The organism is Streptomyces sp. NPDC042371, from assembly GCF_056437465.1.
The window spans coordinates 725,793-739,105 of sequence record NZ_JBWKAP010000002.1 but is presented as its reverse complement, the minus strand read 5'-3'; the positions used below and the strand labels follow the sequence as shown (position 1 = coordinate 739,105).

Below are 13,313 nucleotides of genomic sequence, written 5' to 3'. Positions count from 1 at the left end.
CATGGTGCAGATCAAGACCCCCGAGCAGATCGCGAAGATGCGTGAGGCGGGCCTTGTCGTCGCCGCCATCCACGCCGCGACCCGTGAGGCCGCGGTGCCCGGCGCCACCACGAAGGACCTCGACGACGTCGCCCGCAAGGTGATCGCCGAGCACGGCGCCAAGTCCAACTTCCTCGGGTACGGCGGGTTCCCCGCCACGATCTGCACCTCGGTGAACCAGGTCGTCGTGCACGGCATCCCGGACGACAAGACCGTCCTCAAGGACGGCGACATCATCTCCATCGACGCGGGCGCCATCATCGACGGCTGGCACGGCGACGCGGCCTACACCGCGTTCGTGGGCACCGGTCACGCTCCGGAGCTGATCGAGCTCTCCCGGGTGACCGAGGAGTCGATGTGGGCCGGTCTGGCGGCCATGAAGCAGGGCAACCGGCTCGTCGACATCTCCCGTGCCATCGAGACGTACATCCGTCGGCAGCCCAAGCCGGGCGGCGGCAAGTACGGCATCGTCGAGGACTACGGCGGCCACGGCATCGGCACCGAGATGCACATGGACCCGCACCTGCTGAACTACGTCGAGCGCCGCCGCGGCAAGGGCCCCAAGCTGGTCCCCGGCTTCTGCCTCGCCATCGAGCCCATGGTCTCCCTCGGCACCCCCCGCACGGAGGTCCTGGAAGACGACTGGACGGTCATCACCACGGACGGCACCTGGTCCTCGCACTGGGAGCACTCCATCGCGCTGACGGAGGAGGGGCCGATCGTTCTCACGGCTCCGGACTGCGGCAAGGCGAAGCTGGCGGAGTACGGGGTCACGACGGCGCCGGATCCGTTGGGCTGAGGCGGCCGTCGGTGCCGGGCGGGTCGCCTGCTTAAGGATCTTGCCCGTGGGGCAGACTTTCTCGATTCGTCTTTCCGAGTGCACTGACGTAGACTGACGCGTCGGCTCTCGTGCATCCGTGTGTCTGCATTTGGGGACACGGAAGTACGCGGCCGATCAAGGTAGTCGATTCGAAGGGCGAAGCGTGGCCAAGAAGCAAGGTGCCATCGAGATCGAAGGCACTGTCGTCGAGTCTCTCCCGAACGCCATGTTCAAGGTGGAGCTCCAGAACGGCCACCAGGTCCTGGCACACATCAGCGGCAAGATGCGCATGCACTACATCCGCATCCTCCCTGACGACCGGGTCGTGGTGGAGCTGTCTCCGTACGACCTGACGCGTGGCCGGATCGTCTACCGGTACAAGTAGATCTTGCCCGCATCCCGCTCGCGCGGGGTGGTGGCACTGACCCGGAGAACCTCACCAATGAAGGTCAAGCCGAGCGTCAAGAAGATCTGCGACAAGTGCAGGGTGATCCGCCGTCACGGCCGGGTCATGATCATTTGCGACAACCCGCGCCACAAGCAGCGCCAGGGCTGACGCACGACTGCAGTTCGCAGATTTTCGCGCGACGCACGTAAGTAGATACGCAGGACCCGTCCCTCTTCAGTTCCTTTGGTAGTGGAGGGCGACACCCCCGGTCGGAGGCCGGGGACCCGGTTCGTACCAACCCTTTTCAGAAGGGGACGGCGACCGGGAGTGGTTCTGCTGAAGACCTCCGAAGAATCAACAGGAGCCATGAATGGCACGCGTTGAAGGCGTTGACCTCCCGCGCGACAAGCGCATTGAGGTCGCCCTCACCTACGTGTTCGGCATCGGCCGCACGCTGGCCCAGCAGACGCTGGACGCCACCGAGGTGGACCGCAACACCCGCGTTCGCGACCTGACCGAGGAAGACCTCGTCAAGATCCGCGAGTACGTGGACGCCAACGTCAAGACCGAGGGTGACCTCCGTCGCGAGATCCAGGCCGACATCCGCCGCAAGGTCGAGATCGGCTGCTACCAGGGTCTCCGTCACCGTCGTGGTCTGCCGGTCCGCGGTCAGCGCACCAGCACGAACGCCCGCACCCGCAAGGGCCCGCGTCGCGCCATCGCCGGTAAGAAGAAGCCGGGCAAGAAGTAGTCCTCGCTCAGCGGTCTATCGACAGCTGACGCTGCAGGACCGACCACCTCCCGTAGGAGTTATAGATGCCCCCCAAGGGTCGTCAGGGCGCTGCCAAGAAGGTGCGCCGCAAGGAAAAGAAGAACGTCGCTCACGGCCACGCGCACATCAAGAGCACGTTCAACAACACGATCGTGTCCATCACGGACCCGACCGGCAACGTGATCTCGTGGGCCTCCGCGGGCCACGTCGGCTTCAAGGGCTCGCGCAAGTCCACGCCGTTCGCCGCGCAGATGGCTGCCGAGTCGGCTGCCCGTCGCGCCCAGGAGCACGGCATGCGCAAGGTCGACGTCTTCGTCAAGGGCCCGGGTTCCGGTCGCGAGACCGCCATCCGTTCGCTCCAGGCGACCGGCCTTGAGGTCGGCTCGATCCAGGACGTGACGCCCACGCCGCACAACGGCTGCCGTCCGCCCAAGCGCCGTCGCGTCTGACGTTCGTACGTCGCTTGACTTGAGGTTTCGGGCGGTACGGCTCTTCTGAGTCGTATCGCCCGTACCCTTGTAATAACTCAGGGCATCAAATAGTGGGTGCCCCTGACTGAAGGAATCACTTCATGCTGATCGCTCAGCGTCCCTCGTTGACCGAAGAGGTCGTCGACGAATTCCGCTCCCGGTTCGTGATCGAGCCGCTGGAGCCGGGCTTCGGCTACACCCTCGGCAACTCCCTCCGCCGCACCCTGCTCTCGTCGATCCCCGGCGCTGCTGTCACCAGCATCCGCATCGACGGTGTCCTGCACGAGTTCACCACCGTGCCGGGTGTCAAGGAGGACGTCACCGACCTCATCCTCAACATCAAGCAGCTGGTCGTCTCCTCGGAGCACGACGAGCCCGTCGTGATGTACCTGCGCAAGCAGGGCCCGGGCCTCGTGACCGCCGCTGACATCGCGCCCCCGGCCGGTGTCGAGGTGCACAACCCCGACCTCGTCCTCGCCACGCTGAACGGCAAGGGCAAGCTGGAGATGGAGCTGACCGTCGAGCGCGGTCGCGGCTACGTCTCCGCCGTCCAGAACAAGCAGGTCGGTCAGGAGATCGGGCGCATCCCGGTCGACTCGATCTACTCGCCGGTTCTCAAGGTCACGTACAAGGTCGAGGCCACGCGTGTCGAGCAGCGCACCGACTTCGACAAGCTGATCGTCGACGTCGAGACCAAGCAGGCCATGCGTCCCCGCGACGCCATGGCGTCGGCCGGTAAGACCCTGGTCGAGCTGTTCGGTCTGGCGCGCGAGCTCAACATCGACGCCGAGGGCATCGACATGGGCCCGTCCCCGACGGACGCCGCGCTCGCCGCTGATCTGGCGCTGCCGATCGAGGAGCTCGAGCTCACCGTCCGGTCGTACAACTGCCTCAAGCGCGAGGGCATCCACTCCGTGGGTGAGCTCGTGGCCCGCTCCGAGGCGGACCTGCTCGACATCCGCAACTTCGGTGCGAAGTCGATCGACGAGGTCAAGATGAAGCTCAACGGCATGGGTCTTGCGCTGAAGGACTCGCCTCCCGGCTTCGACCCGACCGCCGCCGCCGACGCCTTCGGCGCCGACGACGACGCGGACGCCGGTTTCGTGGAGACCGAGCAGTACTAGGCGCTCCGCGCTGAGGACGGAATTTGGCTGCGGGCCCGCTTCGGCTGGTCGCGCAGCTCCCCGCGCCCCTTACGGGGCGCGGGTCTCCGACGGGCGACCGCCTGCTCGGACACTGCCATCGGTACCTCATACGGCCGGTGCAGCGATGAAGGAGAAACACCATGCCGAAGCCCACCAAGGGTGCCCGTCTGGGCGGCAGCGCCGCGCACGAGAAGCTTCTGCTGGCGAACCTCGCCAAGCAGCTCTTCGAGTACGGCCGCATCACCACCACCGAGGCGAAGGCCCGTCGTCTGCGTCCGTACGCGGAGCGTCTGGTCACCAAGGCGAAGAAGGGTGACCTTCACAACCGCCGCCAGGTGCTGACCGTCATCACCGACAAGAGCATCGTGCACACGCTCTTCACGGAGATCGGCCCGCGCTACGAGAACCGCCCCGGTGGTTACACCCGCATCACCAAGATCGGTAACCGTCGTGGCGACAACGCGCCCATGGCGATCATCGAGCTGGTGGAGGCCCTGACCGTGGCCCAGGAGGCCACCGGTGAGGCCGAGGCCGCCACCAAGCGTGCGGTCAAGGAAGACACCCTCAAGAAGGACGCGCCCGTCGAGGACGCGCCGGTTGAGGCCGCTGAGGAGTCTAAGGACGCCTGAGGCACTTGCCTTGCAGTGAGCGGGTCCGCCCTTCGGGGCGGGCCCGCTTTCGCATGTACGTGGCGCTGAGAGGATTGCGGTGTGAGTGATGAAGTAGAGCCCGGGTTCGTGCGGGTGCGGCTGGACCTTTCGTACGACGGCAGGGAGTTCTCCGGCTGGGCCAAGCAGCGGCAGGGGCAGCGGACCGTCCAGGGCGAGATCGAGTCCGCGCTGCGGACCGTGACGCGGTCGCAGGAGACGTACGAGCTGACCGTCGCGGGGCGCACCGACAGCGGGGTGCACGCGCGGGGGCAGGTCGCCCACGTCGATCTGCCGGAGAGTGTGTGGGCCGAGCACAGCGAGAAGCTGCTGCGCAGGCTCGCGGGGCGGCTGCCGCACGACGTGCGGGTGTGGAAGGTCGCCGAGGCGCCCGCGGGGTTCAACGCCCGGTTCGCGGCCGTGTGGCGGCGGTACGCCTATCGCGTGACCGACCATCCCGGTGGGGTCGACCCGCTGCTGCGGGGCCATGTGCTGTGGCACGACTGGACGCTGGACCTGGACGCGATGAACGCCGCCGCCGAGCGGCTGATCGGCGAGCACGACTTCGCGGCCTACTGCAAGAAGCGCGAGGGCGCCACGACCATTCGCACGCTGCAGGAACTGCGGTGGGAGCGGCGGCCCGACGGCATCTTCGAGGCGACCGTGCGCGCCGACGCGTTCTGCCACAACATGGTGCGGTCGCTGGTCGGCGCCATGCTGTTCGTGGGGGACGGGCACCGGCCCGTGGAGTGGCCGGAGAAGGTGCTCAGGGCGGGGGTGCGGGACTCCGCCGTGCACGTCGTGCGGCCGCACGGGCTCACGCTCGAGGAAGTCGGCTATCCCGCCGACGCGTTGCTGGCCGCGCGCAGCAAGGAGGCGCGCAACAAGCGGACGCTGCCCGGGGCCGGGTGCTGCTGAGCCCCGGCCGCCGGACTACTGCGGGGCCTCGGCCGCGGCCGAAGCCTGGGCCTCGCCCCGCTGGTTGATCCGCTGGAAGGCGAAGCGGGCGAGGTCGTCGCCCGCGCCGTACGCCTTGCGGTCGCCCGTCTTCACGTCCTTGCCGCTGGTGTAGCCCGTGGTGGTGAAGTACGCGTAGCGGCCGAAGGAGTTATAGGTGCCGCGGCACACGCCCGTGCGGCAGAAGGTGGGCACGCCCTTGCCGGACAGCGAGTTCACGAGGCCCTTCTTCACCTGGGCCTTGACCTTCTCGGCGTCGGCCTTCGTGTCGAAGACGGCGACGCCGATGGTGATCGCGACGCCGTCCTTGATGTAGCTCGCGCGGATCAGACGGGTGCAGTCGTTCTTGGCGAGGACCGAGCCGAGGGCGGACTGGGTGACCGACGTGCACTTCGTGGTGCTGTCGGTCGGGCCCTTCTTGTAGAGGCGGTCGCCCGTCCGCCAGGACTTGCCGGGGAACAGGCCCTCGGGGGTGAGCGGCGCCTTGTCCTTCTTGGCGCTGGAGATGAAGTCCTTGGGGTCCGGCGGGGGCGGCGGCGTGGTCGCCTCGAAGGACGGCCCCGAGTCCTTGCTCGCGCCGGGGATGTCCGCGGCCGTCGGCAGCTCGCTCGCCGGTTTGTTCGACGCGGAGGTGTCGTCGCTGTTCGCGGAGACGACCGTGATGGCCACGGCGGCCGCGATGCCGATCGTCGCGAACGCTCCGCCGCCGATCAGCAGCCACTTGCGGCGGCGCGTGCGCGCCTCGGAGGCCTCGGCGAGCGCCGCCCAGTCGGGTGTGGGCCCGCTGCCGGGGCCACCCGTTCCGCCCGGACCCCACTGAGGTCCCCCTTGCCCAAAGCTCATGGGGCGCATCTTAGACGGGCTTCCCGGGATGTTGAGCGGGGGCTGCGTAGGGTGCTCGGCCTAGCCTAAAGCCTATGAATTCGGGCAAAACGGCAGTTTGTGGATGGTTGTTGCGGCCGGCCGAGTCATACGTCCGGTGGGTGCTCGGGGTGGTGCTTGTCGCCGCGGTCGTGCGGGTGGGGCTGCGCGTTCCGGACGGTGGGATGGACAACGCCATCGTGGTGCGGGCCGCCGAGGCCTGGCTGGACGGCCGCTCGCCCTACGCAGACCGGCACTTCCTCTATCTTCCCGGCGCCGTGCTCGCCGCGCTGCCGCAGGCGCTGCTGCCCGCGGACGTGGTGCGCTTCCTCGTCCCCGCGGGGGTGACCGCGGGCCTCGCCGGGGGCTGGGCGTGCGCCCTGCGCATCCACGGGGTGCCGTGGCGCAGCCGGTTCGCGGTGTACGGGCTGCTCGGCCTCGCGCTCGGCTTCGCGCCCTTCGGGCACCTCGTCGAGCTCGGCAACTGGACGGTGGGGTCCGCACTCGCGCTGCCGCTCGCGCTGCTCCTCGTGTGCCGTGGCCGGTGGGTGGCCGCGGGGCTCGTGATCGGGGCGGCCGTCGCGGTGAAGCCGCTGCTCGCGCCCGTCGTGCTCCTCTTCGTGTTCGCACGCAGGTGGCGGGGGCTCGGGGCGGCGGTGGGCGTGCCCGCGCTGGTGTCGGCGGCCGCCGCGCTCGCCATGCCGGACCCCGCCGGGTTCTTCACGCGGACGCTGCCCTTCCTGCTGCGCGGCGAGGACTCCTTCGTGCGTCTTTACGAGGCTTCTCCCGCCGCGGTGCTCGCGCGGCTCGGGGTGCCGCAGACGGGTGCCACGCTGCTGGCCGGGTGTGCGGCCGTGGCCGGGGTGTGGTGTGCGTGGCGGCGGTGGGGGAGCGGGGGTGCGGCGGACGCGGCGCCCGCGAGGGTCGTGGAATGCGCCGCGATGCTGATGCTTTCGGCCTTTCTCGTCTCCCGGCCCTCGTACGACCACTACCTGCTGGTCGTGCTTCCGCTGCTGCTCGCGGGGGTGCTGACGCCGGGGGCGGCGGCGCGCAGCCCGTGGTTCTGGGTGGCGCTGGTGCCGCAGGTGCCGGGTTTCTCGTGGCCGTGGCTGGAGCCGGGGACGCGGCGGGCCTTCAAGGACGCGGTGACGCTGTGCATGCTCGCGGGCACGGTCGGGTGGGCGTGCGTGGCGGGCCGGGGCGGCGGTGACCAGGGGGACCGTTACCCTGGGAAGCGCAGACCTGCCTGTGGTGAGGAGTCGCCGGTGCCGGTCTCCAGGGCCGCGTTTTGACCGGTGTGGGGCCGCGCGGGTAGTCTCGGGGACTGATACGTATTGGCTTCCTCGTTCTCACGCGAATGGGCCCTTACGTAGGTTCCCTGGAGCAGTTACCAGTGGCTCGCATACGGGCAGCGTCCCCGGCATTGTGGGCCCCAGCTGCATGATCGCTTCCTGGGTGCCGTGTGTCTGGACCCCATCCACTGAAGAAGCGAAGGCTACGAAGTGCGTACGTACAGCCCTAAGCCCGGCGATGTGACCCGCCAGTGGCACGTCATTGACGCCCAGGACATCGTCCTGGGGCGTCTGGCGACCACCGCTGCCTCCCTCCTGCGGGGCAAGCACAAGGCGATCTACGCCCCCCACGTTGACACCGGTGACTTCGTCATCATCATCAACGCGGAGAAGGTGCACCTCTCCGGCAACAAGAAGACCCAGAAGATGGCGTACCGCCACTCCGGTTACCCGGGTGGTCTGCGTTCCGTCCGTTACGACGAGCTGCTCGAGAAGAGCCCCGAGAAGGCCATCGAGAAGGCCGTCAAGGGCATGCTCCCCAAGAACACCCTGGGCCGTCAGATGCTCTCGAAGCTGAAGGTCTACGCGGGCGACCAGCACCCGCACGGCGCTCAGCAGCCGGTCCCGTTCGAGATCACCCAGGTCGCGCAGTAGTTCCGGCCACCCCCAAAGACGTAAAGAAATCTGAGGAGAATCGTGGCCGAGACCACCGTTGAGCAGCCGGTCGAAGAGACCGAGGTTGTTGACGTAGAGCAGTACACCACCGAGTCCGAGGCGCCCGTCGAGGGCGAGTACACCTCGGAGTCGAACGCCGCGCGCTTCGGTGACCCGCAGCCGGCCGCCGGCCTGGGCCGTCGCAAGAACGCCATCGCGCGCGTTCGCATCGTGCCCGGCACCGGCAAGTGGAAGGTCAACGGGCGCACGCTCGAGGACTACTTCCCGAACAAGGTCCACCAGCAGGAAGTCAACGAGCCCTTCAAGGTGCTCGAGCTCGACAACCGCTACGACGTCATCGCCCGCATCTCGGGTGGCGGCGTCTCCGGTCAGGCCGGTGCGCTCCGTCTCGGTGTCGCCCGTGCGCTGAACGAGGCCGACGTCGACAACAACCGCGCCGCCCTCAAGAAGGCCGGTTACCTCAAGCGTGACGACCGTGCGGTCGAGCGCAAGAAGGCCGGTCTCAAGAAGGCCCGCAAGGCTCCGCAGTACAGCAAGCGCTAATCGCTGCCTGCTCGTACTTTTCGAACGCCTCGGCGGCACTCACCGTGCTGCCGGGGCGTTCGTCTATTCAGGAACCCCTGGGGCCCTGGAACTCTTCTGATTCTGGGACCCTCTGACTCTGGGACCCATGTGTCAGGGGTTCGTGGTTTTTCTTGAACGTTCGGAGGACAGCAGTGGGACGACTCTTCGGCACGGACGGCGTGCGTGGTGTCGCCAACGCGGATCTGACGGCCGAGCTCGCGCTCGGACTCTCCGTGGCGGCGGCGCACGTACTGGCCGAGGCGGGCACCTTTGAAGGCCATCGCCCGGTGGCGGTGGTCGGGCGTGATCCGCGCGCGTCCGGGGAGTTCCTGGAGGCCGCGGTGGTCGCCGGCCTGGCGAGCGCGGGCGTGGACGTCCTGCGCGTCGGTGTGCTGCCCACCCCCGCGGTGGCGCATCTCACCGGTGCGCTGGGCGCCGACCTCGGTGTGATGCTCTCCGCCAGCCACAACGCGATGCCCGACAACGGCATCAAGTTCTTCGCCCGCGGCGGGCACAAGCTCGCCGACGAGCTGGAGGACCGCATCGAGTCCGTCTACGACGAGCACCGCACGGGTGCTCCGTGGCAGCGGCCCACCGGCTCGGGCGTCGGCCGCGTGAAGTCGTACGACCAGGGCCTCGACCAGTACGTGGCCCACCTCATCGGGGTCCTCCCGAACCGCCTCGACGGACTGAAGATCGTCCTCGACGAGGCGCACGGCGCCGCCGCCCGCGTCTCGCCCGAGGCCTTCGCGCGTGCCGGTGCCGAGGTCATCACGATCGGCGCCCAGCCCGACGGGCTGAACATCAACGACGGGTGCGGGTCCACGCACCTGGAGCTGCTCAAGGCCGCCGTCGTCGAGCACAAGGCCGACTTCGGCGTCGCGCACGACGGGGACGCCGACCGCTGCCTCGCCGTGGACCACACGGGTGCGGAGATCGACGGCGACCAGATCCTCGCCGTGCTCGCCCTCGCCATGCGGGAGCACGGCACGCTGCGCCACGACACCGTCGTCGCCACGGTCATGTCCAACCTCGGCTTCAAGCTCGCCATGGAGGGCCAGGGCCTCGCCCTGGTGCAGACCGCCGTCGGCGACCGGTACGTGCTGGAGTCGATGAAGGAGCACGGCTTCGCCCTGGGCGGCGAGCAGTCCGGGCACGTGATCATCCTCGACCACGCGACGACCGGTGACGGCACGCTGACCGGGCTGCTGCTCGCGGCGCGGGTCGCCGAGACGGGGCGTTCGCTCGCGGACCTCGCCAGTGTCATGGAGCGCCTTCCGCAGGTCCTCATCAACGTGCCGGACGTGGACAGGACGCGCGTGAAGACCTCCGCGGAGCTGACCGCCGCGGTCGTCGACGCCGAGCGCGAGCTGGGCTCCACGGGGCGCGTGCTGCTGCGTCCTTCCGGGACCGAGCCGCTGGTGCGGGTCATGGTCGAGGCCGCTGACATCGAGCAGGCCCGGTCCGTGGCCGGACGGCTGGCCGACGTGGTGAAGTCCGCGCTGGGCTAGGACCCTAGGGGTTCCACCGGCGCGGGTGCGCCGGGTGTGCGTGTGTGAGGGTCCTCGCGGGGTGCGCGAGGGCCCTCACTGCTTGCCTCGCCGTTTGCCTCACAGTTTGCGCAGGCTGAGGCGCTGGACCTTGTGGTCGGGGCCCTTGCGGACGACCAGGGTGGCGCGGCTGCGGGTGGGGGCCACGTTCTCCACGAGGTTGAGCTTGTTGATCGTCCGCCAGGTGGTCCTGGCGTAGTCGAGCGCCTCCTCCTCCGACACCTGCGTGTACTTGCGGAAGTACGACGACGGGTCCTGGAAGGCGGTCTGGCGCAGCTTCTTGAAGCGGTTCAGGTACCAGCGCTCGATGTCGTCGGCGCGGGCGTCGACGTACACGCTGAAGTCGAAGTAGTCCGCCAGGCCCACCCGGGTGCGGCCGTCCTTGCCGGGGAGTGCGGGCTGCAGGACGTTCAGGCCCTCGACGATGAGGACGTCCGGGCGGCGGACCGTGAGGCGCCGGTCCGGCACGATGTCGTAGATCAGGTGGGAGTAGACGGGTGCCGTCACCTCGTCCTTGCCCGCCTTGATGTCCGCGACGAAACGGGTGAGCGCGCGGCGGTCGTAGGACTCCGGGAAGCCCTTGCGGGACATCAGGCCGCGGGCCTCCAGTTCCTTGGTGGGCAGGAGGAAGCCGTCCGTCGTGACGCGCTCCACGCGCGGGTGCTCCGGCCAGCGGGAGAGCAGGGCCTGGAGGAGGCGGGCGACGGTCGACTTGCCGACCGCCACGGAGCCCGCGACTCCTATGACGAAGGGGGTCCCGGACTGGGACCCCTTCTCGCCCAGGAACGTGTTGAGCGCGCCGCGCAGGCCGTCCGTCGCGCCTACGTAGAGGTTCAGGAGGCGGGAGAGCGGGAGGTAGATGTCGCGGACCTCGTCCAGGTCGATGACATCGCCTAGGCCGCGGAGCCGTTCCACCTCTTCCGCCGTCAGGGGGAGCGGCGTCTTCTCCCGCAGCGCGCTCCACTCGGTGCGGGTGAGGTCGACGTAGGGAGTCGCCTCCGGCTTGGGCCGGTGGGCGCTCCGGGGTGCCGTCGGGGGCACGGAGACCGAAGAGATCACAGTCCATTGTTACGGCTGTTTGAACGGGACGGGGGGTGGGGTGGGGGGTGGGGTGCGTCACGTGGGGTGTGGCACGGGTGTGTCACTCTGAGCCGGTGATTATTGGGGTAGGCATCGACGTCGCGGAGATCGAGCGGTTCGGGGCCGCGTTGGAGCGGACGCCGGGGATGGCGGAGCGGCTCTTTGTGGAGAGCGAGCTGCTGCTGCCGGGCGGGGACCGGCGCGGGGTCGCGTCGCTGGCGGCCCGGTTCGCGGCGAAGGAGGCCCTGGCGAAGGCGCTGGGGGCGCCTGCGGGGCTGCGGTGGACGGATGCCGAGGTGTACGTCGAGGAGAGCGGGCAGCCTCGGGTCCGGGTGCGGGGCACTGTGGCCGAGCGGGCCTCTGTGCTGGGTGTGCGGGCGTGGCATGTGTCGCTCAGCCATGATGCGGGGGTTGCTTCCGCGGTGGTTGTCGCTGAGGGGTAGCGGGGTCTGGCGGGGCGCCTTGGGCGGGGTCTGCGCCTTGGGTTCGGCTGTGGGTGCGGGGCGCCTTGAGTGTCTGCGCCTGGGGTTCGGCGGTGGAGCGGGGCCGCGGGGGTGCGGGGCAGACTGGGGCCATGCGTACTGCTTACGGCGTGGAGAGTGTCCGGGCGGGGGAGCGGGTCGTCATGGCTCGGGGGCCCGAAGGTGTGTTGATGCAGCGGGCTGCGGCGGGGCTTGCCGCCGAGTGTGTGCGGCTGCTCGGCAAGGTGTACGGGGCGCGGGTCACTCTGCTGGTGGGCAGCGGGGACAACGGGGGTGATGCCCTGTTTGCGGGGGCTCGGCTTGCTCGGCGTGGGGCCGGGGTCAGTGCCGTGCTGCTCGACCCGGAGCGCACGCATGCCGGGGGGCTTGCCGCGCTGCGGGCCGCCGGGGGTGTGGTGGTGGGTGCCGGGGAGGAGCGGGCTGAGGGTCTTGTGGCTCGGGCTCGGCTTGTTGTTGACGGGATCGTGGGCATCGGGGGGCGGGGCGGGCTGCGGGAGCGTGCCGAGCAGCTCGTGGCGGGGGTGCGGGACGCTGTCGTTGTTGCCGTGGATCTGCCCAGCGGGGTCGACGCGGATACCGGTGAGGTGCACGGGGACGCGGTGCGGGCCGATGTGACGGTGACCTTCGGTGCGTACAAGCCGGGGCTGTTCATCGATCCGGCGCGGGAGTACGCCGGTGTCGTGCGGCTCGTCGATATTGGGCTCGAGCTGGGGGAGGGGGAGGCTGAGGCCGAGGCTCTGCAGTTCGAGGATGTCGCGCGGCTGTTGCCTGTGCCCGTTGGGGAGAGCGACAAGTACCGGCGCGGAGTGGTGGGCATCGTCGCCGGGTCCGCGCGGTATCCCGGGGCGGCCGTGCTCGCCGTCGCGGGTGCGCTGCGCGGGGGCGCGGGGGCCGTGCGGTATGTGGGGCCCGCCGCGGACGCCGTCATCGCGCGGTTCCCCGAGGCCCTGGTGTCCGCCGGGCCGCCGTCGAAGGCCGGGCGCGTGCAGGCGTGGGTCGTGGGACCCGGGCTGGGGGACGACGCGGAGCGGCTGGGGGAAGTGCTTGCCGCCGATGTGCCCGTGCTGATCGATGCCGACGGGCTGCGGCTCGCCGCGGAGCGGGACGTGCGGGCGCGGCGGGCCCCGACGCTGCTCACGCCGCATGCCGGTGAGGCCGCCGCGCTGCTCGGCGTGGCCAGGGAAGAGGTCGAGGCGGGGCGGCTCGCCGCCGTACGGGAGCTGGCGCGGCGGTACGGGGCGACGGTGCTGCTGAAGGGGTCCACGACCTTGGTGGCCTCGGGGGAGGGGCCGGTGCGGGTCAATCCGACCGGGACGCCCTGGCTCGCCACCGCGGGCAGCGGCGACGTGCTGTCCGGGCTCGCCGGGTCCCTGCTGGCCGCGGGGCTCGACGCGCGGGACGCGGGGTCCGTCGGCGCGTATCTGCACGGGCTTGCGGGGCGGCATGCGTCGAAGGGTGCGCCCGTGGGGGCGCAGGACGTGGCGGATGCCATTCCGGTGGTGTGGCGGGAGGTCGGGAGGACCGACTGAGGTGGTTGGGGTGGGGGCTGCGGGTTGCTCAGGGGCCCCTTC

Annotated in this window: 16 protein-coding genes; 14 read left to right on the top strand and 2 right to left on the bottom strand. The window is 69.7% G+C overall.

The genetic code is table 11. The annotated features are described in order from the left end of the window. Position 1 precedes the first annotated feature (1 nt). The 8 genes from map to truA all read left to right on the top strand — a co-directional run bounded on the left by map (position 2) and on the right by truA (position 5,199). Positions 2 to 838, top strand: coding sequence for a type I methionyl aminopeptidase (gene map, locus AC068B_RS09120; protein ID WP_356251625.1), 837 nt, complete (start codon positions 2 to 4; stop codon positions 836 to 838). 184 nt (positions 839 to 1,022) lie between these two features. Then, entirely contained in the window at positions 1,023 to 1,244 is a 222-nt protein-coding gene (gene infA / locus AC068B_RS09115; protein ID WP_003948620.1) for a translation initiation factor IF-1, read from the top strand. Between the two features lie 57 nt (positions 1,245 to 1,301). Further along, positions 1,302 to 1,415, top strand: a complete 114-nt coding sequence (gene rpmJ, locus AC068B_RS09110) for a 50S ribosomal protein L36 (RefSeq protein WP_003948619.1) — start codon at positions 1,302 to 1,304, stop codon at positions 1,413 to 1,415. Between the two features lie 202 nt (positions 1,416 to 1,617). Then, positions 1,618 to 1,998, top strand: a complete 381-nt coding sequence (rpsM, locus tag AC068B_RS09105) for a 30S ribosomal protein S13 (RefSeq protein ID WP_356251621.1) — start codon at positions 1,618 to 1,620, stop codon at positions 1,996 to 1,998. 65 nt (positions 1,999 to 2,063) lie between these two features. Next, complete coding sequence (gene rpsK, locus AC068B_RS09100; protein WP_003948617.1) at positions 2,064 to 2,468, top strand: 30S ribosomal protein S11; 405 nt, start codon at positions 2,064 to 2,066, stop codon at positions 2,466 to 2,468. Between the two features lie 122 nt (positions 2,469 to 2,590). After that, complete coding sequence (locus tag AC068B_RS09095) at positions 2,591 to 3,613, top strand: DNA-directed RNA polymerase subunit alpha (protein ID WP_016645160.1); 1,023 nt, start codon at positions 2,591 to 2,593, stop codon at positions 3,611 to 3,613. Positions 3,614 to 3,774: 161 nt separating this feature from the next. Beyond that, entirely contained in the window at positions 3,775 to 4,263 is a 489-nt protein-coding gene (gene rplQ / locus AC068B_RS09090) for a 50S ribosomal protein L17 (RefSeq protein WP_356251617.1), read from the top strand. Positions 4,264 to 4,344: 81 nt separating this feature from the next. After that, a complete protein-coding gene (truA, locus tag AC068B_RS09085; RefSeq protein ID WP_478670093.1) occupies positions 4,345 to 5,199 on the top strand; it encodes a tRNA pseudouridine(38-40) synthase TruA in 855 nt (284 codons plus the stop codon). A 15-nt stretch (positions 5,200 to 5,214) separates the two neighbouring features. Here the strand turns inward: truA and AC068B_RS09080 are convergent, their stop codons facing one another. Then, positions 5,215 to 6,081 (bottom strand): hypothetical protein, encoded by an 867-nt coding sequence (locus tag AC068B_RS09080; RefSeq protein ID WP_478670092.1) that lies wholly within the window; start codon positions 6,079 to 6,081, stop codon positions 5,215 to 5,217. 74 nt (positions 6,082 to 6,155) lie between these two features. Here AC068B_RS09080 and AC068B_RS09075 point away from each other — a divergent pair, with 74 nt between their 5' ends. The 4 genes from AC068B_RS09075 to glmM all read left to right on the top strand — a co-directional run bounded on the left by AC068B_RS09075 (position 6,156) and on the right by glmM (position 10,141). Beyond that, positions 6,156 to 7,391 carry a glycosyltransferase family 87 protein gene (locus AC068B_RS09075; protein WP_478670089.1) on the top strand — a complete coding sequence of 412 codons (1,236 nt, stop codon included), beginning with the start codon at positions 6,156 to 6,158 and terminating at the stop codon, positions 7,389 to 7,391. A 210-nt stretch (positions 7,392 to 7,601) separates the two neighbouring features. Further along, on the top strand, positions 7,602 to 8,045 hold the full coding sequence (rplM, locus tag AC068B_RS09070; protein ID WP_055569478.1) for a 50S ribosomal protein L13: 444 nt from the start codon (positions 7,602 to 7,604) through the stop codon (positions 8,043 to 8,045). A 42-nt stretch (positions 8,046 to 8,087) separates the two neighbouring features. Next, positions 8,088 to 8,609 carry a 30S ribosomal protein S9 gene (gene rpsI / locus AC068B_RS09065; RefSeq protein ID WP_249588321.1) on the top strand — a complete coding sequence of 174 codons (522 nt, stop codon included), beginning with the start codon at positions 8,088 to 8,090 and terminating at the stop codon, positions 8,607 to 8,609. A gap of 173 nt (positions 8,610 to 8,782) precedes the next feature. Then, positions 8,783 to 10,141 (top strand): phosphoglucosamine mutase, encoded by a 1,359-nt coding sequence (gene glmM / locus AC068B_RS09060; RefSeq protein ID WP_468555974.1) that lies wholly within the window; start codon positions 8,783 to 8,785, stop codon positions 10,139 to 10,141. A 99-nt stretch (positions 10,142 to 10,240) separates the two neighbouring features. On the opposite strand, the gene coaA is transcribed toward glmM, so the two are convergent. Further along, a complete protein-coding gene (gene coaA, locus AC068B_RS09055; protein ID WP_356252385.1) occupies positions 10,241 to 11,221 on the bottom strand; it encodes a type I pantothenate kinase in 981 nt (326 codons plus the stop codon). Between the two features lie 113 nt (positions 11,222 to 11,334). On the opposite strand from coaA, the gene AC068B_RS09050 reads away from it, so the two are divergent. Beyond that, positions 11,335 to 11,703, top strand: coding sequence for a holo-ACP synthase (locus AC068B_RS09050; RefSeq protein ID WP_478670088.1), 369 nt, complete (start codon positions 11,335 to 11,337; stop codon positions 11,701 to 11,703). 131 nt (positions 11,704 to 11,834) lie between these two features. After that, complete coding sequence (locus AC068B_RS09045; protein ID WP_478670086.1) at positions 11,835 to 13,271, top strand: NAD(P)H-hydrate dehydratase; 1,437 nt, start codon at positions 11,835 to 11,837, stop codon at positions 13,269 to 13,271. Positions 13,272 to 13,313: the final 42 nt, after the last annotated feature.

What these genes read in the sequence shown, in the direction of transcription:
- map (WP_356251625.1), top strand. Translation starts at nt 2, where the DNA reads ATGGTGCAGATCAAGACCCCCGAGCAGATCGCGAAGATGCGTGAGGCG.
- rpmJ (WP_003948619.1), top strand. Translation starts at nt 1,302, where the DNA reads ATGAAGGTCAAGCCGAGCGTCAAGAAGATCTGCGACAAGTGCAGGGTG.
- rpsM (WP_356251621.1), top strand. Translation starts at nt 1,618, where the DNA reads ATGGCACGCGTTGAAGGCGTTGACCTCCCGCGCGACAAGCGCATTGAG.
- rpsK (WP_003948617.1), top strand. Translation starts at nt 2,064, where the DNA reads ATGCCCCCCAAGGGTCGTCAGGGCGCTGCCAAGAAGGTGCGCCGCAAG.
- AC068B_RS09095 (WP_016645160.1), top strand. Translation starts at nt 2,591, where the DNA reads ATGCTGATCGCTCAGCGTCCCTCGTTGACCGAAGAGGTCGTCGACGAA.
- rplQ (WP_356251617.1), top strand. Translation starts at nt 3,775, where the DNA reads ATGCCGAAGCCCACCAAGGGTGCCCGTCTGGGCGGCAGCGCCGCGCAC.
- AC068B_RS09080 (WP_478670092.1), bottom strand. Translation starts at nt 6,081, where the DNA reads ATGAGCTTTGGGCAAGGGGGACCTCAGTGGGGTCCGGGCGGAACGGGT.
- AC068B_RS09075 (WP_478670089.1), top strand. Translation starts at nt 6,156, where the DNA reads ATGAATTCGGGCAAAACGGCAGTTTGTGGATGGTTGTTGCGGCCGGCC.
- AC068B_RS09045 (WP_478670086.1), top strand. Translation starts at nt 11,835, where the DNA reads ATGCGTACTGCTTACGGCGTGGAGAGTGTCCGGGCGGGGGAGCGGGTC.